We start from the raw sequence: 24934 nt of genomic DNA, 5'->3' as shown, positions 1-24934 counted from the left end.
GCACTTGGCGCTCTCCAAGGACGGCGACGCGCTGCCGCTGACGCTCACCGAGGCGCATCTCACCTCTACCTATCAGCCACAACTCGGCGACTACCTGCTGGTCGTCACACAATGGGATGTGAAGACCGAGGAAGCCGAACCGGACTCACTGCTGCTGAAATACGACGCCGTGATGCACGAAGTCCGCAATCACCGCGCCGAAGTCGAATGGCAAACTCCCGCAGGCGACACCCGCCTGATGGCCGACTTCGGCTTCTTCCACTCCGCCCACGGTGTCCGGCTCGACCTGAGCAAGGCCAGGCAGGCGCCAGCCAAGCAGGAATGAGCCGAGCTGGAGTAAACAAGGCGGTAAGCGTTTCCTGAATCGCGCCCACAAAAAAGCCCTTCCGGCCAATGGCCAGAAGGGCTTTTTGCTTGCTGCGTTCTCGTCTCGATCAGTTCAAGAGACCGTCAGGACGAAACGCTGCGTCAGCTCAGCGAGGGGTGATCGTCAGGCGATCATTCCCACTCGAACATCAATGAGCAGAAAATACATCGAAATAACAGCTAGTTAGAAAGGCCACCTTTCTCGATACCATCATCTATACCATGCTCAAAATTTTTTTGATTATTTCCAGCTCGTCGACGTTTTAGTTCAGCTTTGGCCCAAGCTGACGATTCTGCCATGTCACGACGAAGCTCTTGCCTCTCTTCAACAGTAAGCATTCGTGGTCCCGAGGTAATTCTATCCATCTTGTACTTCCAACTTGTCGCAGTACATTTTTAAAACGCACCAAATCATGAGTTACCAGCAATAGACCTTGGGAATATTTTTGTATTAATTTTCATACACATCTTGAAAGCCATCAATACTGCACAAAAATTATACAGCCAAGATTAACCTTCTTAAATAAAAGGGTCAAATCATGGATTTGAAACCAAGACCATCATCAATAGACAAGTCTACTGGCAAACCAGATCAACGTCGAGGTGACAACAAAAAACTCCAAGTAACACTCCGGTATTACCGAGCAAATCTTCAACCAAATAACGCAACCTAAAGAACGCAACCTAAATATCGAATCAAAGTAAGCGGTATTGACTCTTGTTACTAAAACCCAAAATACACTTTTCCCCAAGATGGACTTTATATACTCTTTCAATCAATAAGCAGATTTAATACGACTAAGCCTCGCGATGAATGCGAGGCTAACAAACGACTGGATTTTTACTACTAAATCATAATTAAGATATACAGCATCGTTTATATTTCTTACCACTGCCGCATGGGCAAGGTTCATTTCTTCCAACTTTTCTACCTTCTATCTGCGGCTGCTTACCAAAGGAAATTTTTCTTACGTCTTCTATGTGATGCTCTGGTGAAATAGGCTTTAGATCCGCAACTAACCTATCCATTTCATCTGATTGGCTCCACTTGCCTTCGTGGTATGAAGAAAATCGGAGCTTAGCTTTAGTTGGGCTAAAACAACATCCAACCCAAGATTCTGCTTTGCATGTGTATCTTCGCTTCTCACAATGTGTAACCAGTCTTTTATAGGCAGTACCATTGTCATCTTCATTGCAATGGACAGTTAAACCAGTTTTCTCCTCTAACAAGGGAAGAGATATATCATGGTGATGATGATCTTTTTTAAATTGAGCAATCATCTTTGAAATTGCTATATTGAGTAGATCGATACTATCACCACTCATAGATAGGAGGTGTAACCCTAGCTTCTGAAGATAATAATCTGCCGAAAACTCAATATCATTGATAATCTTTCCAACATGAGACTTTCTATGAAATGTGAGAAAACCTTCAGGGGTTTTTGGTCCATCATGACCATCTCTTCTGGCTAGCATGGCTAATTCAAGATCTGTGGAAATATCATCGTCAAGCATAACTAGCGCTGGATCTTCCTCAAAGTATAAGTTTTGCTTAATGTAAGTTGAAAGAATTACTAGTTCATGATTAGAAAGAATTGAATCACCATAGTCACTCCGTTTATTAAGATAGTCGATAACCCAAAGAGGAGATGGCAACATTTCTGTAATCATATCCATTAAAAACACATCCATCACATAAGGGTGTTTTATTGCATTGGTTGTTTTATATTTCAGAAAGTGCCGAGCTTGGGCAGCAAGAGCTGGGAAGTGATCTGATACGATACAAACAGGAAATATCGTCTTGAAATCTGATTGAATATTAACTTCTTTGCCAAATTCGTCTTTAAAAATATAGCCTTCTTTTTGCAATAGTTGACTACACAAGTCAGCTTGGTCATAGGCGTCTTGTATCGCTTTCTTAAAATCATCTTCAAGTTGCTGACTTTTACCTTTACGAGCTTCAATAGTGAGCTTCTTGGACTTGGCTTGCACTACTATCGCGAAACGACCAAATGTGACTAAAACGTCAATTTCGCCAGCTTTGCCTTTACCATCAAAGATATCGATATTGGTTAATACATTCTCTTTGCCAAATACTAAAGCTAGGCGTTCAGCGGTAAAATCCTCAGTAAAAGCACCTCTGTGTTTGCTTGCAATAGACTTGTAAGCTTTGTCTTCGTTAAACCAAAAGAATGGGCTTTCATAAAGAGCTCCCCATAAACTGTAGGCTTGAAAACTGACGAAGGTGTCTTCACCAATTTTTATTATAGGAAACGCATTCCTATGATTAAAATCATCCACAGATTTAAAGCACTTCATTCCTTCTTCAGGCTTGGCTGATAAAGCTGCGATCACAGCCTCGACAACCTCTTCGCCTAAATCACTTCGTGTTACAACTTCAGAGGTAGTAAAAATGAATATAGGCAAGTGGTATGGCAATGGCCAGCTTTTTGCTGAAGAGGCTAACTGATTGTATTTTTCTAGTTGAATTTGTTCTATAGCCGAAATAACATCAACTGCTTGAGAGATTTTGAACCCTTTATTTGCCTCAATCCAATCCTCATCAAGAGAATATCTACGCTTGGCTAAATCTCTATATTGATGCTTAAAAACCCCATCCCCTCCGTAAAAAATAGCTTCTCGCATAAAGTGATTTTTATCTCTGTTTGGGTCTAGTTCACGCATGAACTCACCAAAATCAGGGATATCATTACCATCATTGGAACCAATTTTTTCAGACAAGGTAACAAAGTCTAGTGGTGGATAAAAACTATGATGTAATTCATCGAGAAGACGCCAGACATGTTCTGCTCTTTCTTTTAATTCATCTGAGCTCAGTTGATTATCGCTGAATCCTCTCTTACACGCTAAACCAAAGAGTGTTGAAATCTCAGTTCTGGATAAACGAGTTCTATCAAATGTCTGTGCGAAGGCTTCAGCGTCCAACTTTTCACCAGACAAATGAATAAAAGTGTCTTTCCAACAGAAAAAGGCTATAACTTCCCAGAAACCTTCTTGGGCAGCAATTACCTCTAGTTCATTAAAAATTTCTTGCTCAGTTCTCATAGTGGCCCGTGATTTGCGTGATTAATTATACTCAATTTAACACATACTGAAGAATATCAATTCGAAGAAGGCCTTGCTTTTCATTAACTATTTTAATTAATAGCCGCGGGGTTACAGAAATAATACAAACCAGTTTCTATTTAGAAACAATTTACAGCTTCACCATAATCGGTTTGATGTATGTGAAAATGCGGGCCGGTGCACCATCACCGTCCTGTATGCTTTCTAACTACTTACGTCGGCCAAACGGCCAGCGTCTCATTTTGTCGATTTGATCGACTGATTTCGTCATGTCCTTATAGCACGCCCGGCCAACCTGTTTTGGAATACCTCCATTCTGTCGGCGATGGCTTCCATCTTCGGGCAGTGTCCAGAGCTGTGCAACCACCACGCCGAAGTCGAATGGCAGACACCGGACGGCGAAGCACGCAGGATGGCGAACTTCGGCTACTTCCACTCCGCCCACGGCATACGGCTCGATCTGCGCAAGGCCAGGCAGGCGCCAGCCAAGCAGGAGTGAGCCGAGCTGGAGTAAACGAGGCGGTAAGCGTTTCCTGAATCGTGCCCACAAAAAAAGCCCTTCCGGCCAATGGCCAGAAGGGCTTTTTGCTTGCTGCGTTCTCGTCTCGATCAATTCAAGAGACCGTCTCGACAGAACGCTGCGTCAGCTCAGCGAGGGGGGATCGTCAGACGATCATTCCCACTCGATGGTGGCCGGCGGCTTGCTGCTGACGTCATAGGTGACGCGCGAGACGTGCTCCAGCTCGTTGATGATGCGGTTGGAGACCTTCTCCAGCAGCTCATACGGCAGGTGCGCCCAGCGGGCCGTCATGAAGTCGACGGTCTCGACGGCACGGATGCCGATGACCCACTCGTAACGGCGGCCATCGCCGACGACGCCGACGGACTTGACCGGCAGGAAGACGGCGAACGCCTGGCTGGTCTTGTGGTACCAGTCGAAGTTGTGCAGTTCTTCGATGAAGATGGCGTCGGCTTCACGCAGGATATCCGCGTATTCCTTCTTCACTTCACCGAGGATACGCACGCCCAGACCCGGCCCCGGGAAGGGGTGACGGTAGACCATGTCGTAGGGCAGGCCGAGTTCGAGGCCGACCTTGCGGACTTCGTCCTTGAACAGTTCGCGCAGCGGCTCGACCAGTTCCATCTTCATGTCGTCCGGCAGGCCGCCGACATTGTGGTGGGACTTGATGACGTGGGACTTGCCGGTCTTGCTGGCGGCGGATTCGATCACGTCCGGGTAGATGGTGCCCTGGGCGAGGAAGTCGACATCCTTGAGCTTGGCGGCTTCGGCATCGAACACTTCGATGAAGGTGTTGCCGATGGCCTTGCGCTTGGCTTCCGGATCGCTGACGCCAGCCAGCTTGCCGAGGAAGAGGTCTTCAGCGTCAACACGGATGACCTTCACGCCCATGTGGCGAGAGAAGGTTTCCATGACCTGGTCGCCTTCATTCTTGCGCAGCAGGCCGTTGTCGACGAAGACGCAGGTCAGCTGGTCGCCGATGGCCTTGTGCAGCAGCGCCGCGACCACGGAGGAGTCGACACCACCGGACAGGCCGAGCAGCACCTTGCGGTCACCGACCTGAGCGCGAACGCGATCCGTGAGGTCTTCGATGATCTTGGCCGGAGTCCACAGACGCTCGGACTGGCAGATCTCGATCACGAAGTGCTCGAGGATGCGCTGGCCCTGCAGGGTGTGGGTGACTTCCGGGTGGAACTGCACGCCATAGAACTGCTTCTCTTCCCACGCCATGGCGGCGATCGGGCAGCTCGGGGTGGAGGCGGTGACGGTGAAGGTCTCCGGGACTTTCGCGACCTTGTCACCGTGACTCATCCAGACGTCGAGCAGCGGGCGGCCTTCGTCGTCCAGGTGGTCCTTGATGTCCTTGAACAGCGCGGACTCACCATCGACACGAATCTGGGCATAGCCAAATTCGCGCACGTTGGAGCCTTCGACCTTGCCGCCGAGCTGCTCGGCCATGGTCTGCATGCCGTAACAGATGCCGAACACCGGCAGACCCATCTCGAACACGCACTCAGGCGCACGCGGCGAGTCCAGCTCGGTGACGGATTCCGGGCCACCGGCCAGGATGATGCCGTTGGGGTTGTACTCGCGGATCTCTTCTTCGGTGATGTCGAAGGCACGCACCTCGGAGAACACGCCCAGCTCACGCACGCGACGCGCGATCAGCTGTGTGTACTGGGAACCGAAATCGAGGATCAGGATCTTGTGGGAATGGATGTCTTGCATCTTCAGTCTCTCATTGGGGAGTCGTGAGACCCGCTTCGGAGCTGCGAGGGAGCGCAGGGCCGAAACAATCTGGCGTCGAGGGTAGCCGATACCGAAAGTTCGTTCGACCCAAGCAAAGCGGGAACCCGTGTTGGGCTCCCGCTTTGCGTCGCGCTTCGCTATGTATCAGTCGCGCCGATAGTTGGGCGCTTCCTTGGTGATCTGCACGTCGTGGACGTGGGATTCGGCGAAGCCGGCACCGGTGATCTGCACGAATTGCGGCACGGTGCGCATCTCTTCGATGGTCTGGCTACCGGTGTAGCCCATGGAGGCACGCAGGCCGCCCATCAGCTGGTGCACGATGGCGCTCATCATGCCCTTGTAGGGCACGCGGCCTTCGATGCCTTCCGGTACCAGCTTCTCGACGCCGGCATTCTTGTCCTGGAAGTAACGGTCGCTGGAACCCTGGGTCTGGGACATGGCGCCCATGGAACCCATGCCGCGATACGCCTTGTAGGTACGACCCTGGAACAGCTCGACTTCGCCCGGGGCTTCTTCCGTCCCGGCGAGCAGACCGCCGATCATGACGATGCTGGCGCCTGCGGCGATGGCCTTGGCGATGTCACCGGAGAAACGGATACCGCCATCGGCGATGACCGGCACGTCGTACTTGGCCATGGCGGCCGCGACGTTGGCGACGGCGCTCATCTGCGGCACACCGACACCGGCGACGATACGCGTGGTGCAGATGGAACCCGGGCCGATGCCGACCTTGACGCCGTCTGCGCCGGCTTCTGCCAGGGCGATGGCGGCTTCAGCGGTCGCGATGTTGCCACCGATGACCTGAATCTTCGGGTGGTGCTCCTTGACCCAGGCGACGCGGTCGATCACGCCCTTGGAGTGACCGTGAGCGGTGTCGACGACGATGACGTCAACGCCGGCTTCGGCCAGTGCAGCGACGCGGTCCGGGGTTTCCGGGCCGGTGCCGACGGCGGCGCCGACCAGCAGGCTGCCGTTGCTGTCCTTCGCCGCGTTCGGGTAGGTCTTGACCTTCTCGATGTCGCGAACGGTGACGAGGCCGCGCAGGCGGAATTCGTCATCGACGATCGGCATCTTCTCGATGCGGCTTTCCTGCAGCTTGGCCTTGATCTGGTCCAGCGGCGTGCCTTCCAGCACGGTGACCAGCTTCTCGCGGCCGGTCATGATGCCGGCGACGGTATCGCTGAAGTCAGGCTGGAAGCGCATGTCGCGACCGGTCACGATGCCGACCAGGTATTCACCCTCGACCACCGGGAAGCCGGAGTAGCCATGCTCCTCGGACATTGCCAGCAGATCCTGGATCTTGGCCTTCGGGCTGACAGTGACCGGGTCACGCACGATGACGCTTTCGTGCTTCTTGACCTTGCGGACTTCCGCGGCCTGCTGGGCGATGCTCATGCTCTTGTGGATGATGCCGACACCACCTTCCTGCGCCATGGCGATGGCCAGGCGAGCTTCGGTGACGGTATCCATCGCAGAGGAGATAAGCGGGATATTGACGCTGATGTCGCGTGTGAGACGTGATCTCAGGCTGACGTCCTTGGGGAGGACCTCGGAGTAGCCGGGGACGAGAAGAACGTCATCAAACGTCAGAGCTTCTTGCGCTATACGTAGCATGTCGAACGCCCAGTAGCAGTTTATGAGGGATGCGCGAAAGCCGCAGTGCAGGGCCCGATGGACAGGCGCCATGACTACGGTTCTAGCGGTTGCTGCGAGGTAATCACCCATGATAACCCATTCGCCCCGCCCGAGACAAACGTCGCAGGCTATCAAACTCGCAACTTCACGTCCCGGCGACACTAACCATCTGGTCAACTAAAGCCACGGATGGCGCGGCCTGCGGGCTGGCGGGCGGTGAGTCACCTTGCCAGAGCCGAGCCTCACTGGGTGCCGCCCAGCGCAGCGCATGGGACGCTTTGGATCGTCTCTCGCTTCTCGCCTGTGGCATCATTGTCTTGTTCTCTTCACCAGCTTCAATAGTCGCCCTGACACGAGCTCCCCGTCAGCTCCAGCACAAGGAATGTCGCGTGTTCGAAACCTCGTCTGCCGCCAACGCCATCAGCGTGACCCAGCTCAACCGCGAGGCCAAGGGCCTGCTGGAGCGAGGCCTGGGGGAGCTCTGGATCGAGGGGGAGATCTCGGGCTTTTCGCAGCCGCGCTCCGGCCACTGCTACTTCACGCTCAAGGATGACAACGCCCAGGTGCGCTGTGCGCTGTTCAAGAGCCGTGCCCAGTTTCTGCGCGAGAAGCCCAAGGACGGTGATCGGGTGCGGGTACGCGCCAAGGTGTCGCTGTTCGAGGCGCGTGGCGACTATCAGCTGATCGTCGAGGCGTTGCAGCAGGCGGGGCTGGGGGAGTGGCTGGCGCGACTGGCACGCCTGAGGGAGCAACTGGCGGCCGAGGGCGTGTTCGCCAATCAGCGCGCCCTGCCCCATCCGCCGCGCCATCTGGGCGTGATCACCTCCGCGACCGGCGCTGCGCTGCAGGATGTGATCGCGGTGACGCGCAAGCGTTGGCCGCAGGCGCATCTGAGCGTGTTGCCAGTCGCCGTGCAGGGGCCGCAGGCGGTGCCGCAACTGATTCGCGCGGTGGCGATGGCCAATCGCGACAGCGACTGTGATGCGCTGCTGATCACGCGTGGCGGCGGCAGCCTGGAAGACCTGTGGGCCTTCAATGACCAGCATCTGGCGCGTGCCATCTTCCACTCGCGCCTGCCTGTCGTCGCCGCCATCGGCCACGAGACCGACACCACCCTGGCGGAACTGGCCGCCGACCTGCGCGCGCCGACGCCCTCCGCTGCAGCCGAGGCGCTGTACCCGGACCAACGCGCCCAGGTGCAGCAACTGACCGGCCTCAAGCAGCGTCTGTGGCGCGCGCAGCGGGCCCGTCTCGATCAGGCGGCGCAGCGTCTGGATCACGCCCGTTCGCGCCTGCGTCATCCGGCCCGTGAGCTGGAAACCCAGCGCCAGCGTGCCCGCGAGCTGGAACGCCGCCTGCACACCGCAGTGCGCATGCGCATGACCAGTGAGCAGCAGAAGGCCGATCAGCTGACCCGCCGCCTACAGCAGGCCAGCCCCGCGCGCGACATCCAGCGCCATCGTCAGCAACTGGCGATGTTGACCCCGCGCCTCAACAACGCTCTGCCACGTCGCCTGGCCGCTGATCGTGAGCGCCTGGAAGGCGCGATGCGCGCGCTGAATGCGGTCAGCCCGCTCAATGTGCTCAACCGTGGCTACGCCATCGTCGAGCGCGTCGGCACCAGCCAGACGCAAGCCCCCGGCGACAGCAAGGTGATTCGCGCCGCCCACCAGACCCAGCCCGGCGAGATGCTCTCGATCCGCCTCGGCGAAGGCCGCCTCGCCGTCGAGGTCAAACGCCGCTACAAGCCGCGCCCCTGAGCCCTATCTTGCCTCGGCATGACGAGACCAAGACGAAAAAAGCCCCGCTACCTGAACCGGTAACGGGGCTTTTTCATGGGCGCTTCACGTCCGACACACCCAGCCGCTTGTGATCTCACGCTTTACGCGCGTGAGCTTGCAAGAAGTGGTGCGCTGGATCGCTTTTGACCTTTCGCCCTTCGCGCGGCTTCGGACGCGCTGGATCGCTTTTGACCCTGATCTTCTGCACGGCGCCGGGCCGCTTTTGACCTCATGCCTTTCGCGTGGCTTCGGACGCGTTGGATCGCTTCTGACCTTACGCCCTTCGCGCAGCTCCGGGCGCGCTAGATCAAAAATCAGGCGGACCCTGCTCGGCACCCGGCTTGAACACGCCCGGCTCCAGATCATGACGTCCCAGCAGCTTGTAGAAGTCGGTGCGGTTACGCCCGGCGATACGCGCCGCCTGGGTCACGTTGCCTTCGGTGATCTTCAGCACCTTGATCAGGTAGCTGCGCTCGAAACCGGCACGTGCCTCGGAGAAGGACGGCAAGGCGTTCTCTTCCGCGGCCAGCGCCTGGGAGACCAGCGCTTCCGGAATCATCGAGGAGCTGGTGAGCGCGACACACTGCTCGACCACGTTGACCAGCTGACGCACGTTGCCCGGCCAGGCACTGGAGGCCAGCAGGTTGAGCGCTTCCGGCGAGAAGCCCTTCACGAACGGCTTGTGGCGCGCGGCGGCCTGACTGATCAGATACTTGGCCAGCAGCGGCACATCCTCGGCACGCTCGCGCAGGGCGGGCAGCTTCAGATTGACCACGTTGAGGCGGTAGTAGAGGTCTTCGCGGAAGTCGCCGTCATGCATCGCCTTGTCGAGATTGCGGTGCGTGGCGGAGATGATGCGCACGTCGATGGGCACCGAGGTGGTGGAGCCCAGCGGGCGGATCTGACGTTCCTGCAGGGCACGCAGCAGCTTGACCTGCAGCGCCAGCGGCATGTCGCCGATCTCGTCGAGGAACAGGGTGCCGCCGTCCGCCGCCTGGAACAGGCCCTGGTGGGCGCTGACCGCGCCGGTGAACGAGCCCTTGGCGTGACCGAACAGCTCGCTTTCCAGCAGCTGCTCCGGCAGCGCGCCACAGTTGATGGCGACGAAGGGACGCGAGGCGCGCGGGCTGGCGTTGTGGATGGCCTTGGCCATCAGCTCCTTGCCCGAACCGGACGGGCCGGTGACCAGCACGCTGACATCGGATGCCGCTACCATGCGCGCCTGCTCGAGAATCTGCTCCATCTGCGGGGAGCGAGTGATGATGCCAGCGCGCCAGGCATCGTCACCCTCCTTTACGGGCGGCGCCTGGGCCAGCGCCTCATCGATGGCGGCGAACAGCTCGTCCTTGTCGACCGGCTTGGTCAGGAAGCTGAACACGCCTTGACGGGTAGCACTGACGGCATCAGGGATGGAGCCGTGTGCGGTCAGCAGGATGACCGGCATGCCCGGCTGACGCTTCTGCAGCTCACCGAACAGGGCCATGCCATCCATTTCATCCATGCGCAGGTCGGACAGGACCAGGTCTGGACGTGCGGCTTCGAGACGGCTGAGCGCCTCGCGGCCACTGCTGGCCGTCGTGACCTTGAAGCCACGGCTTTCGAGACGCATGCCGAGCAGCTTGAGCAGGCTCGCATCATCATCGACGAGCAGAATATGCGCTTGTGCGTATTTCACACTAACTCTCCTTGCGACACCCGAGGGCCTGGGACATCGACGTCGGGGCCGCACAGTCTTGCGTCATGCAATCGCGGGGATTGAGTGACAGGGTCGTGGCCAGAGTCTGCCTCTGATGGCTCAGGGCGTGCTCTGGCGGCGCGAATTGATTGATTCTTCGATGGCCGTCAAGGCTTCCAGCTTCTTGGTCAGCTGGGCGTTCTCGGCGCTGAGCTTGCGACGGGCACCGTCATTCTTGTCACGCTCGGCGATCAGACCGCGACGCTCCTCGAGGCCATTGAGCCACTGACGAAGCAGCGGCTGCAGGCGGCTCGGGGCGGTGGGCAGGTCCGCCTTGTAGAGGTCGGAGGCCAGCTCCCAGTCCGATTCATCGCCCCAGCTGAGCACGATGGCACGCGCGAGGCGACGGTCGTGGCGGTTGCCTTCCAGCTGCAACAGGGTGCTTTCACGCCAGCCGCTGTTGCCACGCTGGGCCTGCAGCGCGAAGGCGACCCATTCATCCAGCAGGCAGTCCTCGCCGGTGAAGTCCGGCAGGTCGCCGGCGCCATAGCAGCTCTCCCGCACACTCGGGCTGACCACTTCCGGCTCGCTGCCCGGCATGGTGATATTGGTCAGGGCGCCACAGGCGCTAAGCGTACTGAGCAACACGCCTGCAGCCAGGCGCATCAGTAGTCGTTGACCCTTCATCACTTCAGTTCCTTGCGTGCTTGATGGCGTTCAATGACGCCATTTCATGTGGTGTGGACTGCTGATCCGCTCCGGCGGCATCCCTGTCTGCCTGCGGTTCATGCTCGCTGCCTTCCCCTGACGTCAGCGAGCGACTCGGTGTCGACAATGTCAGCCGGAAGCAGACATCCGCCTTGGGGTCATCCACCAGCGCCAATTGACCAAATTGGGCGCGGGCGCTGTCAGCGGCGACCGAGAGACCGATGCCCGAGCCCTTGAGCGGGCCCTTGCGCTTCACCGCGCCCTGATAGAAGGGCTTGAACAGGTGGTCACGGTCCTGGGCGGCGATGGGTTCACCGCTGTTGGCGACTTCGATGATCAGCTTGCGACGCTCCTTGCGGGCTCTCAACCACAGGTCACCGCTGTCTTCGCCGTAGGCGATGGCATTGGAGATCAGGTTGTCGAGAATACGCCCGGTACGCGGCCTGTCCGCCTCCCAACTGAGGCTGGCAGGCGGAAGATGCACGCGCATGCCTTTCTTTTCCAGTGCCAGGCGATGTTTTGCCAGCACTTCCTTGAACACTTCATGCACATCGAAGCGGCTCTGTTCGAGGCCCTGATTGTGCTGCAGCAGATTGTAGTCGAGGAGTTGCTCGATCAGCTTCTGCAATTCCTTGCTGGAGTCATCCAGCAGGCCAAGAATCTCGGTCTGGTGCGGACTCAGCGGCCCGGCGACCTCGTCGATCAGCAGGCCGGTGCCTTCACGGATGCTGGCCAGCGGGGTCTTGAGCTCATGCGACATGTGACGCAGGAACTGCTGCTTCTGCTCCTCGAGCTCATCAAGACGCGTCGACAGCCAGTTGAGGCGCTCGCCCAGCTGCACCAGCTCCGCCGGCCCCTTGATGACGATGGGTCGCTCGCTGTCGGTGCCGCTGCCCAGGCCATTGATGCGGCGCTCCAGCTGCCGGATGGGACGGATGATCAGCCAGGTGAAGAACAGCATCAACAGCAGACTGATGGAGACCAGCGCGGCGGTCTGCCACCACAGCTGATTCTTGACCTGGGAGGCGCGGGCGCGGATGCCTTCGATACGCGCATCGACGAGTTCACGCGTGGAGTTGAGCAGGCCGCTGGCCTGGATCGAGAAGGGCCCGAAGTCTTCCAGATGGCGACTGACCTGGTCGACGCTCATCTCGGGCATGCGCTCGAGCTGTGACAGCGTCGCCTTCAACTCGCTGACGCGGGGGTCACCCTCGCCCAACAGGCGCGCCTGCTCATCCAGCAAGGTGCGGAAGCTGTTGGCCTTGTCGGCGTAGATCTTCATCAGATCGGGATTTTCCAGCACGGCGTACTGGCGGGCGCTACGCTCCATCTCGACGGCGAGATTGGTCAGCGTGCGGGCGCGGCGGGTCTGGTCGACGGCCTGGCGGGCACTGACATCCGCCAGTTCCGACAACTCCGACAGCGCCTGCCCTGCTTGAAACATGAGCACGGCAATCGGCAGCATCACCACCAGAAATGCCATCAGAACCAGCTGCGGCAGCGAGCGGGGACGCCAGCGTCGTGACACTGTGGAGGCCATGGAAAGAACTCTATGCAAGAAAGGGGTGGTCATCATCGAATCACGTCTTCCTAGAATACCAGAGTTCACCAGCGTCCATCGCGGTTGCCAGTTCGTTAATAAATATGACTCTTATTCAAATCATTACGCCGCCACGAGACAAACCGCCCCATTGGCAACGTTTCGCATGAAATTGTTGGCCATTCAGCGCTAGACGCACAAAAAAAGAGGGCCGGCATAGCCGGCCCCAAGTACGCAGGGAACTGAAGGGTCAGTCATCACGTGGTGCCTCTGGTACCTGGAGACCAGAGGCACTACGTGATTGGCGGGTCTGACAGGTGGTCTGCCTGTCAGTCCCGGGAGAAAAGAACGTCACCTAGTGGTCGTTCCAGGTCAGTTGACGTTCACGCCGGACAGCGTCCGCGCTCCCTATCGGATGTGAAGCAGGGGGCAACACATCGCAATGTGGATGATCGAGTCGGATGGCTTGCCGACTTGCTCGCCTCGATCGTCAATTCGGGGATGACGGCAGCCAATCTCTCCGGCTACCGCATCGGTTTCGGGCATCCTTGCCCGGGCGTCCTTGCCCTCAAGATACTGTCCATGCCCACCAGGGGCCGTACCTGTCTCATCGCAACCTGAAGTCACACATCGCGTGGAGCAGACGCTTGGCCTGTCAGCGATCACGGAGCGCACAGGGTAGTGAGTACCGTCATCGCTGGAAGGCCAGAGAAAGGGCCGGTGATGCACCTCATATCTCTTGCTCACGGTACCTATTGCCAAAGGCGTGCCATAAACGCGAAAACACATTACAAAACAATGACTTGAAATTACGATAACGACGACAGGCATGCCAATGTTGCCCAGGACGGCACACAGAGTCGTGTTTTACTGGCCGATTCGTCGCGATTTGCCAACACATATACGGGGGCATGCTATTTTTCCCTTTTGAATCAATGCCTTGAAACGTCTCCTTTGCAAGACAATCCCGCAAGGGGTGGGGGAAAACTGCGACACCTACGCAAGAACACCCGCTGATCAGCCCTCATCGAGGAAGGTCATCAGCGGGTGTTCTCTGGGCGATTCACACTGGCAGGCAAGCGAGGTGTGACTAGAGCGACTTGAGCAATACCTTGGAGTTGCGCGCCGAGTTGTAGGCCTCGCGACGCATGGGCGGCAGGTCTTGCAGGCCAGCCGACACGAAACCGTGCTCGATGAACCAGTGGACGGTATGGGTCGTCAGCGCATACAGACGCTCGACGCCGGCGCGACGCGCGCGCAGCTCGATCTCGGCCAGCAGCTGCTCGCCGCGCTGTCCGCGGCGATAGTCATCATGCACGGCCACGCAGGCCAGCTCGCCCATGGCGGCGTCACGGCTGAGGTGCAGTGCCGCACACCCGATGACCATGCCATCGCGCTCCAACACCACATAGTCGTCGATCTCATGTTCGAGACGCTCCCGCGAGCGGGCCACCAGGATGCCACGCTGCTCCAGCGGCCCCAGCAGCGCCAGCAGGCCACCGACATCCTCGAGGCGCGCCTTGCGCAGCTGCTCATAGCCCTGACGCGTGATCATGGTGCCGATGCCGTCACGGGTGAACAGCTCGCCCAGCAGGGCATCACGGTCGCGCCAGCTCAACAGGTGAGTGCGCCCGACGCCGCGACGTGCGGCGCCACAGGCAGCGGCCAGATGGCGCGACAGCTCGCTGTCGTCATCGCGGGGCGGCGCCATCAGCGCGGCTTCCTCCGGATTGAGCTGACGCAGCAGCTCACCATCTTCGCCGAACAGGCCCTCCCCTTCGCCAAGCAGGATCAGCTTGTCAGCGGCCAGCGCCACGGCGGCGTGTTCGGCGACCTCAGCGGCGTCCAGATCGAACACCTCGCCGGTGCTGGAATAGCCCAGCGGTGGCAGCACGACGATGGCCTGCTGCGAGAGCAGCCCCTGGATCGCCTCGCTGCGCACCCGGCGCACCTCGCCACCATGCAGGAAGTCGACGCCATGACGCACCCCCAGCGGCTTGGCCATCACCAGATTGCCGGAGACGGCAGAGAGCTCCACGCCATGCAGCGGCGTATTGGGCAGCCCCTGGGACAGACTGGCCTCAAGACGCAGACGCAGCGTGGCGACCTGCTGCTCCAGATGGCCGAGAATCTCGCGCGTCACCACCCAGCGGCCCTGATGGCGGTCCGCCTCGATACCGGCAGCCTGCAACGCCTCGGCCACCTGCGGGCGCACCCCGAACACCACCACCAGCTTCACGCCGAGGGTATGCAGCAACGCCAGATCCTGTATCAACTGCGTTCGTCGTGACGAGGACAGGGCATCGCCCTCGATCAGAATGACGAAGGTACGGCCGCGATGGGCATTGATATAGGGAGAGGAGTTGCGAAACCAGTCCGCGAAGGGGAAACGCGTGTTCAAGAGCCAGCTCCGGGCAGGAGAGAGGGAAAATGGCATGTCAGGCATGCCCATGAATCATCATATCAGCGCCGCAGCCTGCACGGCGAGCGGTGCCCCCTGACATCCATGTGTCAGACACGAGAAAGGCGACCCGAAGGTCGCCTTTCTCGTTTTTCCAATTCAGCTCTGGATCATGCGTCGGCTTAGCCGAACATGCCCTTGAACATGAAGAAGAACAGGATCGACAGGATCGCGCCGGCCGGCAGAGTGATCAGCCAGGACATCACGATGGTGCCGATCACGCGCAGGTTGAGCGCTGCCATGCCGCGCGCCAGACCCACCCCCAGCACCGCACCGACCAGGGTGTGGGTGGTGGAGATCGGCAGGCCGGTACCGGAGGCCAGCACGACGGTCGAGGCGGCGGCCAGCGTGGCCGCGAAGCCGCGTGACGGCGTCAGCTCGGTAATGCCGGTGCCGACGGTTGCGATGACGCGACGACCATAGGTGACCAGGCCGACGACGATACCGCCGCCACCCAGCACGAGGACCCACCACGGCATGCTCGCCTTGGCGCCGATCTGACCGGCAGAGTCGACGACGCTGATGATGGCCGCCAGCGGACCGACCGCATTGGCCACGTCGTTGGAGCCGTGGGCGAAGGCCATCGCACAGGCGGTGAACATCATCAGCAGGCCGAATACCTTCTCGACGCCGCTGAAGTCGAAGTCGTCACCGGTGGCGCGATTCTTCTCCTTGAGGCGTGAACGCGCGACCTTGCGCTCCATCAGCACGCCGATACCCATCACGATGGCGCCGATGACGACGGCCAGCAGCAGGCTGGATTCGAAGCTCAGGTGCAGGCCGACATGCTTGAGGCCCTTGACCATGGTCACCATCGAGATGATGAAGCCGACCAGGAACATGTACATCGGCACGTAGCGCTTGGCGGCCGCGAACGGGTCTTCGTTGTCGAAGATCAGCGTCTGCACGGACTTGAACAGCACGAAGGCGATGGAGCCCGCCAGCAGCGGCGAGACCAGCCAGGAGGCCGCGATCTGACCGACCTTGGTCCATTCGACGGCATCCACGCCCAGACCCGCAGCGGAGAAGCCGACGATGGCGCCGACGATGGAGTGGGTGGTCGAGACCGGCCAGCCCTTCATGGAAGCGATCAGCAGCCAGATACCGGCGGCCAGCAGCGAGGCCAGCATGCCGTAGACCAGGAACTGCGGATTCTCGATCAGCAGTGACGGGTCGATGATGCCCTTGCGGATGGTGTCAGTCACCTCACCACCGGCAAGCCAGGCACCGAGGAATTCGAAGATCACGGCGATGATGATCGCCTGCTTGATGGTGATCGCCTTGGAACCTACCGAGGTTCCCATGGCATTGGCGACGTCATTCGCACCCACACCCCATGCCATGAAGAAACCGAACAGACAGGCAAGAATGACGAGCACATCGCCGTATTGAGCAATGATGGACATAGAAGACTCTTGGACAGATGGCAGGACGTCCTGATGGCGCTCAGCGCGCCATCAGGATCTGCAGTCGGGTACCGACCTTTTCCGCTTGGTCAGCCACATCGCCGACCCAATCGATGATCTTGTAGAGGAAGATCACATCGACGGGCGGGAGACTGGCTTCCAGCGAGAACAGGGTCTGGCGGATGGCGATCTGCTGTTCGTCGGACTGTTTCTCGAGCTCATGCAGCTCGTTGATCAGCTTGTCGACCAGCTCGCTCATGTTGCGCCCGAAACCGGACTCGACGAGGTCTTCCAGTTCACCCAACGCACGACGCGCCTGGCAGACCGATTCGACCGCAGTCTTGAGATACTCACGCATGGCGGGCACCAGTGCGGTGGGTATCTGCATATGACGACCCAGCATGATCCCGGCGATGTCCTTGGTGACATTCGCGATGGAATCCTGGACATGGATCAGCTCGAGAAGGTCGGAGCGCGAGACCGGCAGGAACAGCGAGTTGGGCAGGTTGAGACGCAGCTGCGTCTTCAACTCGTCCGCTTCACGCTCCAGACCACTGATGGTCTTGCGGATGCTGGCTGCCTGCTCCCAATCACCCTGCTCGCAGGCGTCGAAGAAGGTCAGCAAGTGCTGGGCGCACTCGTCGGTCTTGATGATGTGGGTGTGCAGCGCCTTGAAAGGCGAGCGCCCGAACATCGAAGAGAAAGGGTTGGTCGTTACCATAGTGGCCGTCGGCGTTAAGGATTGACGCGCGGAGTGTAGCAAAGCCTTTGTGACGATCACATAACTTTCATCGTAACGTCATGATACCGCCATGCTGTTGTCATTTACGCAACAACAGCGGCAGTACGGGGGAACACGAAGGATTCCAGAAGAGAGATTGTCATGTAGCGGCAGGACCCGTGGTCGCTGGCTTTATCCACTGTTCGTAATATAACCAAGGACGTGACGACAGGCAATTGCTGTCACTTCAATGTCATCATGCTGTCATATAAGTGTGATTCTGCCGACAGGCCGATATCCGGCATGCCCTTCCGCCCTCCCCGTGCTTGCCTTGCCGCGGGCCAGGCGCGAGCATGAGACACACGAGCCTTCACCACCATGCACCACGCTTGCCGGAGGCTCTGCGGTCCTGGCGCCGCTGTCATCCTCATCCGTCAGCATCTGTCTTCTTTCATCCGTACAGGGAGTGCCCATCATGGCGCAAGAAATCGAACTCAAACTGGCACTGTCTCAACCCGTCATTGATCGCGATGCCATCCTGGAGACACTGGCGAGCATTGCAGAACTGGCAACGGTCATCCCCAGGCGGCGCTGGCTGGCCAACACCTACTTCGACACCCCCGAGCATGCGCTGGAGCGCGCGCGCATGGCGCTGCGTCTGCGCCAGAGCGGTGAGGATGCCGACAGCACGGGCGCCCTGCGCCAGACGCTCAAGACCAGCGGCGAGAGCCATGGCGGACTGCATTCTCGCGGCGAATGGGAGTGGGAGCTGCCCGAGGGCCAGACCGGCCTCGACCTCGACGGCCTGCGTGACCTGCCGCCCTTGCAGGCGCTGGAAGACGGCGCCCGCGAGCAGCTGCTGAGTGCACTCGCGCCCAGCTTCAGCACCGATTTCGAGCGTCATGCCTGGCAGATCGACGTCAAGGCGACACGCAGCGACGCGAATGTGAGCGACGAGCAGGTCACCGTCGGCGTCGAGATGGCGCTGGACCTGGGCGCGGTGAAGGCCAGTGGTCGCGAAGTGGCCATCCAGGAGATCGAGCTCGAGCTGACCGGCGGCGAAGAACTCGCCCCCGAGGTGAGAGAAGGCGTGCTCTGGCAGCTGGCGGATTCACTGGCCAGCCGCCTGGCACTGCGCCCGGCGGATGCCAGCAAGGCCAAGCGCGGCGCGGCGCTGCGGGATGGCGAATGGCATGAGAAGACGTTGGATACCGCTGACCCCGGCGCGCTGCTGTCCGCCGCCATCGATGCACTCGATGCCCACGCCGACCGTCAGGCGAAAGACGACCTCAGGTGGCACGCGCATGCGTTGGCCGCCCTGTCGGCCCTTGCATCACGGCTGGCCGCCAGCCAGCATCCCGGCCATATCCATGCGGTGGCGCTGGTCGAGGCGCTGGAAAGCAGCGACGGCGACGCCTCACAGGACTGGGCGACTCGCGACTTCGGCCAACACAGCCTGTCACTGCTCGCGACGCTGCGCGGCTGACTCTCGGCACGACACTGACTGCCCAGCCGCCAGGCGCTAGACCACTGGCTGATGGACAACGGCCGGGCAGTCACTGAAGGTCACACACTGAGACATCCCCGATACGCCCTGACATTCATCCGGCGTCGTCACGCCCGTCAAGGAAGCCTGCATGCCTGAACGCCAGGGCCCTGCCAATGAATATGGCAGCACGCCGCAAAGCCCCCCAGCGACACCCTCGCACCCCAGCGACTACGAGCCCGCGACGGGCCGCCTGCGCGCGCGGCTGTTCCATTGGATCTTCGAATCCGACACCAAGGCGGCCAAGGCCTTCGATATCGGCCTGATCCTGATGATCTTCGCCAGTGTCGCCGTGGTGATGCTCGACAGCGTGCCCTCGCTGAATGCGCAATACGGCGAGCTGTTCCGCATCATGGAGTGGGGCTTCACGATCATCTTCACGCTGGAATACGCCGTCCGCCTCTACTGCCTGAAGCATCCCGGCACCTGGGCCAAGGGCTTCTACGGCGTGCTCGACCTGCTGTCGATCGCGCCCACCTGGCTGTCGCTGCTGATTCCGGGCGCCCAGGCCCTGCTGGTGGTACGCGTGCTGCGTGTGCTGCGCCTGTTCCGCGTGTTGCGCCTGATGGCCTTCGTCGGCGAGGGCCGCATGCTGGTCGAGGCCATGACGCGCAGCCGGCGCAAGATCCTGCTGTTCTTCATCACCGTGCTCAGCATCGTCACGGTGTTCGGCGCTCTGATCTATCTGATCGAGCCGCCCGAGGCCGGCTTCACCTCCATCCCCAAGGCGCTCTACTGGGGCGTGGTGACGCTGACGACGGTGGGCTATGGCGACATCGCGCCCATCACGCCGCTGGGGCAGTTCATCTCGGCGCTGATGATGATTCTCGGCTACTCGATTCTCGCCGTGCCCACCGGGGTGTTCTCGGCCGAGGTTCTCAACGGCCTGCGCATGCAGCAGACCAGCGACGAAGCCTGCCCGGGCTGTGGTCGTGAGGGCCATGATCGCAACGCCAAGTACTGCAAGTTCTGCGGCACCTGGCTGGACGAGGACACCCGCGACCCGCGCGAGCCAGAACCGGAGCCTGAGCCTGAGACAGAACCGGAGCCCGAATCTGCGCCTGACGCAGAAACCCCATCGGACGATCAGCCAGAACCTCCCGATAGCGGGCCTCCCGATAGCGGGCCTCCCGACCACGACCGCAGCTGACGAAGCCGAGAATCACTCAGCACACGACAACGCCTCGGAAATGACAACGCCTCGGAAATGACAACGCCCCCGCGACCGCAAGGTCCGGGGGCGTCTTCGTATGGCAAGGCGATGTCAGCGCCGTGAAGCGCTACGCTGTCGCGATCACTCCGTGAAGCTCGAGATATCGCCGCGCCCTTCGCGCACGATCACCGGCGGCAGCTCGCGCAGGTCCACCACACTGGTGGTCTCGAAGCTGCAGGCGCCACCGTCGATGACCAGATCCAGCGCGTGTCCGAAGCGCTCGCGAATCTCTTCGGCGTCCGTCATCGGCAACTCCTCGCCCGGCGGGATCAGCGTCACGCTCATCAGCGGTTCGCGATGGGTTTCCAGCAGGGCGTGGGTGATGGCGTGGTCCGGCACGCGCACGCCGATGGAGCGACGCTTGGGATGCAGCAGCAGGCGCGGCACTTCGGAAGTCGCCTGCAGGATGAAGGTATAGGCGCCCGGCGTGTGACTCTTGAGCAGGCGGAAGATGGCGTTGTCGACCTTGGCGTAGGTGCCGATTTCCGACAGGTCAGAACACACCAGGGTGAAGTTGTGCTTGTCGTCCAGCTGACGCAGGCGCTTGATGCGCTCGATGGCCTTCTTCTCGCCCAGATGACAGCCCAGCGCGTAGCCGGAGTCGGTCGGATAGGCAATCACGCCACCCTGCTGGATGATGGCGACGGCCTGATCGATGAGGCGTTTCTGGGGATTTTCGGGATGAATCTGGAAGAACTGTCCCATGCGGTGCTCCTTGCGTCTGGGCGCCAGCCCGGCAGGCGGACTGGCGTCACGGTGATCTCTTGATATCACATGGAGGCAGCGTCGGCCGCAAAAAAGGGCGCGATGCGCGGATGACACCACACGGGCGGCACCTTGGTGCGGGGCGGCGGACTCATGCTGCCGGGCGCCAGCGGGCCGCCGGGGAAGTGGAAGTCACTGCCGACGGAGGCGTAGAGACCCAGCTCATCGAGCTGACGCGCCAGGTCACGCGCGCGATCGATATTCTGGAAGCCGCTGACCAGCTCCGCGCCTTCACCGCCGGCGGCAATGAAGTCACGCAGCAGCTCGCCACGCTTGGTGCGCGTCAGCTTGTAGCGCATCGGGTGCGCCATCACGGCGATGCCACCATCGGCACGCACCCAGCCCACCGCCTCTTCCATCTCCGGCCAGTGCGCCTTGACGTCACCTTTCTGGCCTGCGCCCAGGTGCCGCTTGAAGGCGTCCTGCAGGTTGCGTGCAATCCCGGCCTCGACCAGCGCGCGGGCGAAATCCGGGCGTGACAGCGGGCGGTCGCCTGAGCCACTCAGCGTGGCCTGTTCCCGGGCGCGCTCGAAGGCATTCTCGAGCCCGAGCTTTTCCATGCGCGTGGCGATCTCGTGGCTGCGTCGCTCACGCGCCTCGTGCTGCTGCTTGAGGCCGGCACTCAGTGCATCGCCGGCGCCCTCGGGCATCAACGCCACGATGTGGATGGTCTGGTTGCGCCAGCGGACCGACAGCTCACAGCCGGGCAGCAACGAGATTCCCTCGGCGCGGGCGGCCTGCTGGGCCTCGAAGATGCCTTCCATGCTGTCGTGATCGGTCAGTGACATGCGTGACAGACCGCGCCGCGCGGCCAGTGCCACCAGCTCTGTCGGTGCCATGCCGCCATCGGAGGCGGTGGAGTGCATGTGCAGGTCGATGTCCGGCACCTCGATATCGGAATCGAAGCGCTCCGGCAGCGGGCGAAACTCGATCGGCTTGCGGGATGCGGAAATCGGCGAAGAGTCGGACAGAACGTCGGACACGGGGAACCTCTCGGGATGAACGTCTGTGCCACGCGATGCCTGAGATGCAGGCGATCCAGCGGGCCAGACGTCGGGCAGTATTGGCTGCGATGCGAGCCCGGACACACAGGGGCTTTGTCAGCAGGCAGCAATGGCGGCAGAATGAGCACATGCAGGCAGGGGTGCGCCGCTGGTGTCAGACAGGATACCACTCGCACAGGCCCTTGCCTTCCCGACGGCTGCGTCGTCGTGTTCAGGAGTGCGCATTACCCATGAAGATGTTGCTCGACTTTCTGCCGATCGTGATCTTCTTCGCCGTCTACAAGATGACTGGCGACATGATCATGGCTACCGCCGTGTTGATTCCCGCGACCCTCGCGCAGGTGCTGTACATCTATTGGCGCCACAAGCGCGTCGAGAAGATGCAGCTGGTCACCCTGGCGCTGGTCGTCGTTCTGGGTGGCGCGACCGTGCTGTTCGGCAACAGCTCCTTCATCCAGTGGAAGCCCACCGTGGTCAACTGGCTGTTCGCCGTCGCCTTCCTGCTGTCGCCGCTGTTCGGTGGCAAGCCGCTGGTGGAGCGCATGATGGAAAAGGCGATTCAGCTGCCGCGCCCCATCTGGCACCGCCTCAATCTAGCCTGGGTGGTATTCTTCCTCGCCATGGGCGGCCTCAACATCTACGTCTTCAGTCACTATTCGGAAGACATCTGGGTCGACTTCAAGCTGTTCGGCATGCTCGGTCTGACACTGCTGTTCGTCATCGTTCAGGGCGTCTACCTGTCCCGTCACATGGTGCAGGCCCCTCAGGAAGAGAACGCTTCCTCGACCAATTCTCAAAAGGATGATTCGTGATGCTCTACTCCATTGTCTGTCAGGACGTCGAAGGTAGCCTCGAAGCACGCATGGCGGCGCGTCCGCCGCATCTGGCACGTCTGGAGGCGCTGCACGCCGCCGGTCGTCTGGTCATCGCCGGCCCCAACCCGGCCATCGACAGCGAAGCTCCGGGCGAAGCCGGCTTCAGCGGCAGCGTCATCATCGCCGAGTTCGATTCCCTCGAAGACGCCCAGAAGTGGGCCGATGCCGATCCCTTCGTCATCGCCGGTGTCTATGAAAGCGCCGAAGTGAAGCCCTTCAAGCAGACCCTGCCCTAGCCCGGCACCCGACCGGTCATCTGACCGGCGGTTTCTCACAGACGACGGACAGCCTGGCTGTCCGTCGTCTGCGTTGCAGGCCTTGCTCTGCCGCTGTCTCGCTGTGCTGCTCTCCCGCTCGACCTCCTGCCAGGAATGCCCGTGAACGACCACCCTTCCTCCCCCCGCCAGCCCGCTCCCGGCCAGTCAGCTCCTGATCAGGCCGCCTCGTCAGCCCGGAAGACTTCGCCGCAGCAAGCCCCGGCCACCGCGGCACGCAAGCCTGCCACAACGCCACCGAGCGCGATCGAGCCGGTCACGGCGCCCGGCGTAGTGCCGGACGTGCCACTGGCACCACTGGCGGCATTGGAGGAGGCACAGCTCGAGTGGGACGACACCGCGCCACAGGCCACCGATTACGGCGATGTGTACTTCTCGATCCACGATGGCCGCGCCGAGACCGTGCACGTCTTCCTCGACAGCAACCGGCTGAGCGAGCGCTTCCGTGACTGGCGGGAAGCGCGCCCCTTCGTGATCGGCGAGACCGGCTTCGGCACCGGCCTCAACATCCTGTGCGCCGCCCAGCGCTTTCTGGCAACGGCACCCGCCGAGGCGCGCCTGCATGTCGTCTCGGTGGAAAAGCACCCGATGCGCGCCGCGGATCTCGAGCGGGCACTGTCCGCCTGGCCGGATCTCGCCTCACTGGCGAAGCCGCTGGTCGCTCAATGGCCCGCTGCCGTCCTCGGCGTGCACCGCCTGTGGCTGGATGAGCGCATCACCCTGGACCTGCACTTCGGCGATGCGGTGGAGCGCCTGTCGCGCCTGGAAGGTGGCGTGGATGCCTGGTTCCTCGATGGCTTCTCGCCGTCGAAGAACCCGCAGATGTGGTCACCCGAGCTGTTCGCGGCCATGGCGGGTGTCTCGCGCCCCACGGCGACCTTCGCCACCTTCACCGCCGCGGGCTTCGTGCGGCGTGGCCTGCGCGCGGCAGGCTTCGTGTGGCGCAAGGTGCCCGGCCACGGCATGAAGCGCGAGATGATCTGCGGCGAGCTGGACGAGCCGACCGCCGCCGCGCGCGCCGAACTGATGGGGCTTGATGCCTCACCCGCGTCCGGCCATGCCCCCATGAAAGAGCACGCGGTGCGTGGCGCCCTTCATCCGCTGCGTCGTGAGCAGCCCTGGACTCAGGCTCCGCAGCCAGCGCCTATCGCTCGCGAGACGCATGTCGCGGTACTCGGCGCCGGTATCGCCGGCACCAGCTGCGCCGAGGCGCTGGCGCGGCGCGGCGTGAAGGTCACGCTGATCGATGCCGAAGCCCCCGGCGCGCGTGCCTCCGGCAATCGCCAGGGCGCGCTCTACGTCAAGCTGGCCGCCGAGACCAACCCCGCCAGTCGCTTCCAGCTGGCCGCGCTGCAGTACAGCCGGCGCTGGCTGGCAAGCCTCGACCCCGAGCAGACCCTGTGGTCCGCCAGCGGCGTGCTGCAGCTGGCCACCAGCGAGCGTGAGCGCAAGCGCCAGCAACGCTTCCTCGACAATCACCCGCTGCCCGAGGCGCTGCTCAGGCCGGTCAGCGCCAGTGAGGCCAGTCGGATCGCCGGCAGCGAGATCGCCTTCGACGGCCTCTTCTATCCGGTCGCGGGCTGGGTGCGCCCCAGCGCGCTCTGCCA

Annotated in this window: 19 protein-coding genes; 7 read left to right on the top strand and 12 right to left on the bottom strand. The window is 60.6% G+C overall.

Annotation, left to right across the window (positions count from 1 at the left end; genetic code table 11):
* Window positions 1-325: hypothetical protein (locus tag AC4FAH_RS02705; protein ID WP_490245617.1), on the top strand; the 325-nt coding region annotated here is incomplete at its 5' end.
* Window positions 326-546: 221 nt separating this feature from the next.
* Here AC4FAH_RS02705 and AC4FAH_RS02700 read toward each other — a convergent pair.
* From AC4FAH_RS02700 to guaB, 4 genes are all read right to left on the bottom strand, one after another.
* Window positions 547-705: a hypothetical protein gene (locus tag AC4FAH_RS02700; protein ID WP_287020520.1), complete on the bottom strand. Its 159-nt coding sequence runs from the start codon at window positions 703-705 to the stop codon at window positions 547-549.
* 519 nt (window positions 706-1224) lie between these two features.
* Window positions 1225-3432 (bottom strand): SEC-C metal-binding domain-containing protein, encoded by a 2208-nt coding sequence (locus tag AC4FAH_RS02695; RefSeq protein ID WP_287020521.1) that lies wholly within the window; start codon window positions 3430-3432, stop codon window positions 1225-1227.
* A 694-nt stretch (window positions 3433-4126) separates the two neighbouring features.
* Window positions 4127-5701, bottom strand: coding sequence for a glutamine-hydrolyzing GMP synthase (gene guaA, locus AC4FAH_RS02690; protein ID WP_175089919.1), 1575 nt, complete (start codon window positions 5699-5701; stop codon window positions 4127-4129).
* 165 nt (window positions 5702-5866) lie between these two features.
* Complete coding sequence (gene guaB / locus AC4FAH_RS02685) at window positions 5867-7336, bottom strand: IMP dehydrogenase (RefSeq protein WP_131431234.1); 1470 nt, start codon at window positions 7334-7336, stop codon at window positions 5867-5869.
* Window positions 7337-7746: 410 nt separating this feature from the next.
* Between guaB and xseA the strand changes: the two genes are divergently transcribed.
* The gene (xseA, locus tag AC4FAH_RS02680) at window positions 7747-9117 is read left to right on the top strand and encodes an exodeoxyribonuclease VII large subunit (protein WP_175089921.1); all 1371 of its coding nucleotides are present in this window, start codon (window positions 7747-7749) and stop codon (window positions 9115-9117) included.
* A 328-nt stretch (window positions 9118-9445) separates the two neighbouring features.
* On the opposite strand, the gene glrR is transcribed toward xseA, so the two are convergent.
* From glrR to AC4FAH_RS02650, 6 genes are all read right to left on the bottom strand, one after another.
* On the bottom strand, window positions 9446-10813 hold the full coding sequence (gene glrR / locus AC4FAH_RS02675; protein ID WP_054555312.1) for a two-component system response regulator GlrR: 1368 nt from the start codon (window positions 10811-10813) through the stop codon (window positions 9446-9448).
* 120 nt (window positions 10814-10933) lie between these two features.
* Window positions 10934-11500, bottom strand: a complete 567-nt coding sequence (locus AC4FAH_RS02670) for a hypothetical protein (protein ID WP_052384557.1) — start codon at window positions 11498-11500, stop codon at window positions 10934-10936.
* A gap of 4 nt (window positions 11501-11504) precedes the next feature.
* Window positions 11505-13061: a sensor histidine kinase gene (locus tag AC4FAH_RS02665; RefSeq protein WP_175089923.1), complete on the bottom strand. Its 1557-nt coding sequence runs from the start codon at window positions 13059-13061 to the stop codon at window positions 11505-11507.
* 1090 nt (window positions 13062-14151) lie between these two features.
* A complete protein-coding gene (gene argA, locus AC4FAH_RS02660) occupies window positions 14152-15462 on the bottom strand; it encodes an amino-acid N-acetyltransferase (protein WP_043333715.1) in 1311 nt (436 codons plus the stop codon).
* Between the two features lie 182 nt (window positions 15463-15644).
* A complete protein-coding gene (locus tag AC4FAH_RS02655; protein ID WP_043333714.1) occupies window positions 15645-16928 on the bottom strand; it encodes an inorganic phosphate transporter in 1284 nt (427 codons plus the stop codon).
* A 40-nt stretch (window positions 16929-16968) separates the two neighbouring features.
* Window positions 16969-17649 carry a TIGR00153 family protein gene (locus AC4FAH_RS02650; protein ID WP_043333713.1) on the bottom strand — a complete coding sequence of 227 codons (681 nt, stop codon included), beginning with the start codon at window positions 17647-17649 and terminating at the stop codon, window positions 16969-16971.
* Window positions 17650-18124: 475 nt separating this feature from the next.
* Here AC4FAH_RS02650 and AC4FAH_RS02645 point away from each other — a divergent pair, with 475 nt between their 5' ends.
* Complete coding sequence (locus AC4FAH_RS02645) at window positions 18125-19135, top strand: CYTH domain-containing protein (RefSeq protein ID WP_175089925.1); 1011 nt, start codon at window positions 18125-18127, stop codon at window positions 19133-19135.
* A gap of 151 nt (window positions 19136-19286) precedes the next feature.
* A complete protein-coding gene (locus AC4FAH_RS02640; RefSeq protein ID WP_287024342.1) occupies window positions 19287-20345 on the top strand; it encodes an ion transporter in 1059 nt (352 codons plus the stop codon).
* A gap of 144 nt (window positions 20346-20489) precedes the next feature.
* On the opposite strand, the gene AC4FAH_RS02635 is transcribed toward AC4FAH_RS02640, so the two are convergent.
* Window positions 20490-21113 carry an L-threonylcarbamoyladenylate synthase gene (locus AC4FAH_RS02635; protein ID WP_054555307.1) on the bottom strand — a complete coding sequence of 208 codons (624 nt, stop codon included), beginning with the start codon at window positions 21111-21113 and terminating at the stop codon, window positions 20490-20492.
* 65 nt (window positions 21114-21178) lie between these two features.
* Entirely contained in the window at window positions 21179-22039 is an 861-nt protein-coding gene (locus AC4FAH_RS02630) for a PHP domain-containing protein (RefSeq protein ID WP_131432877.1), read from the bottom strand.
* Between the two features lie 368 nt (window positions 22040-22407).
* Between AC4FAH_RS02630 and AC4FAH_RS02625 the strand changes: the two genes are divergently transcribed.
* The 3 genes from AC4FAH_RS02625 to mnmC2 form a co-directional block, all read left to right on the top strand.
* Window positions 22408-22989 carry a septation protein A gene (locus AC4FAH_RS02625; protein WP_043333711.1) on the top strand — a complete coding sequence of 194 codons (582 nt, stop codon included), beginning with the start codon at window positions 22408-22410 and terminating at the stop codon, window positions 22987-22989.
* Complete coding sequence (locus tag AC4FAH_RS02620; RefSeq protein WP_043333710.1) at window positions 22989-23288, top strand: YciI family protein; 300 nt, start codon at window positions 22989-22991, stop codon at window positions 23286-23288. The genes AC4FAH_RS02625 and AC4FAH_RS02620 overlap by 1 nt, the downstream gene beginning before the upstream one ends.
* A gap of 312 nt (window positions 23289-23600) precedes the next feature.
* Window positions 23601-24934 (top strand): tRNA (5-methylaminomethyl-2-thiouridine)(34)-methyltransferase MnmC2 (gene mnmC2 / locus AC4FAH_RS02615; protein ID WP_490245618.1); only part of this gene is annotated, 1334 nt, incomplete at its 3' end.

It is taken from the genome of Cobetia sp., from assembly GCF_983723665.1.
This window is presented reverse-complemented; position numbering and strand designations above follow the sequence as displayed.

What these genes read in the sequence shown, in the direction of transcription:
- AC4FAH_RS02700 (WP_287020520.1), bottom strand. Translation starts at nt 705, where the DNA reads ATGCTTACTGTTGAAGAGAGGCAAGAGCTTCGTCGTGACATGGCAGAA.
- AC4FAH_RS02695 (WP_287020521.1), bottom strand. Translation starts at nt 3,432, where the DNA reads ATGAGAACTGAGCAAGAAATTTTTAATGAACTAGAGGTAATTGCTGCC.
- guaA (WP_175089919.1), bottom strand. Translation starts at nt 5,701, where the DNA reads ATGCAAGACATCCATTCCCACAAGATCCTGATCCTCGATTTCGGTTCC.
- guaB (WP_131431234.1), bottom strand. Translation starts at nt 7,336, where the DNA reads ATGCTACGTATAGCGCAAGAAGCTCTGACGTTTGATGACGTTCTTCTC.
- AC4FAH_RS02670 (WP_052384557.1), bottom strand. Translation starts at nt 11,500, where the DNA reads ATGAAGGGTCAACGACTACTGATGCGCCTGGCTGCAGGCGTGTTGCTC.
- AC4FAH_RS02665 (WP_175089923.1), bottom strand. Translation starts at nt 13,061, where the DNA reads ATGGCCTCCACAGTGTCACGACGCTGGCGTCCCCGCTCGCTGCCGCAG.
- AC4FAH_RS02655 (WP_043333714.1), bottom strand. Translation starts at nt 16,928, where the DNA reads ATGTCCATCATTGCTCAATACGGCGATGTGCTCGTCATTCTTGCCTGT.
- AC4FAH_RS02650 (WP_043333713.1), bottom strand. Translation starts at nt 17,649, where the DNA reads ATGGTAACGACCAACCCTTTCTCTTCGATGTTCGGGCGCTCGCCTTTC.
- AC4FAH_RS02645 (WP_175089925.1), top strand. Translation starts at nt 18,125, where the DNA reads ATGGCGCAAGAAATCGAACTCAAACTGGCACTGTCTCAACCCGTCATT.
- AC4FAH_RS02640 (WP_287024342.1), top strand. Translation starts at nt 19,287, where the DNA reads ATGCCTGAACGCCAGGGCCCTGCCAATGAATATGGCAGCACGCCGCAA.
- AC4FAH_RS02635 (WP_054555307.1), bottom strand. Translation starts at nt 21,113, where the DNA reads ATGGGACAGTTCTTCCAGATTCATCCCGAAAATCCCCAGAAACGCCTC.
- AC4FAH_RS02630 (WP_131432877.1), bottom strand. Translation starts at nt 22,039, where the DNA reads ATGCACTCCACCGCCTCCGATGGCGGCATGGCACCGACAGAGCTGGTG.
- AC4FAH_RS02625 (WP_043333711.1), top strand. Translation starts at nt 22,408, where the DNA reads ATGAAGATGTTGCTCGACTTTCTGCCGATCGTGATCTTCTTCGCCGTC.
- AC4FAH_RS02620 (WP_043333710.1), top strand. Translation starts at nt 22,989, where the DNA reads ATGCTCTACTCCATTGTCTGTCAGGACGTCGAAGGTAGCCTCGAAGCA.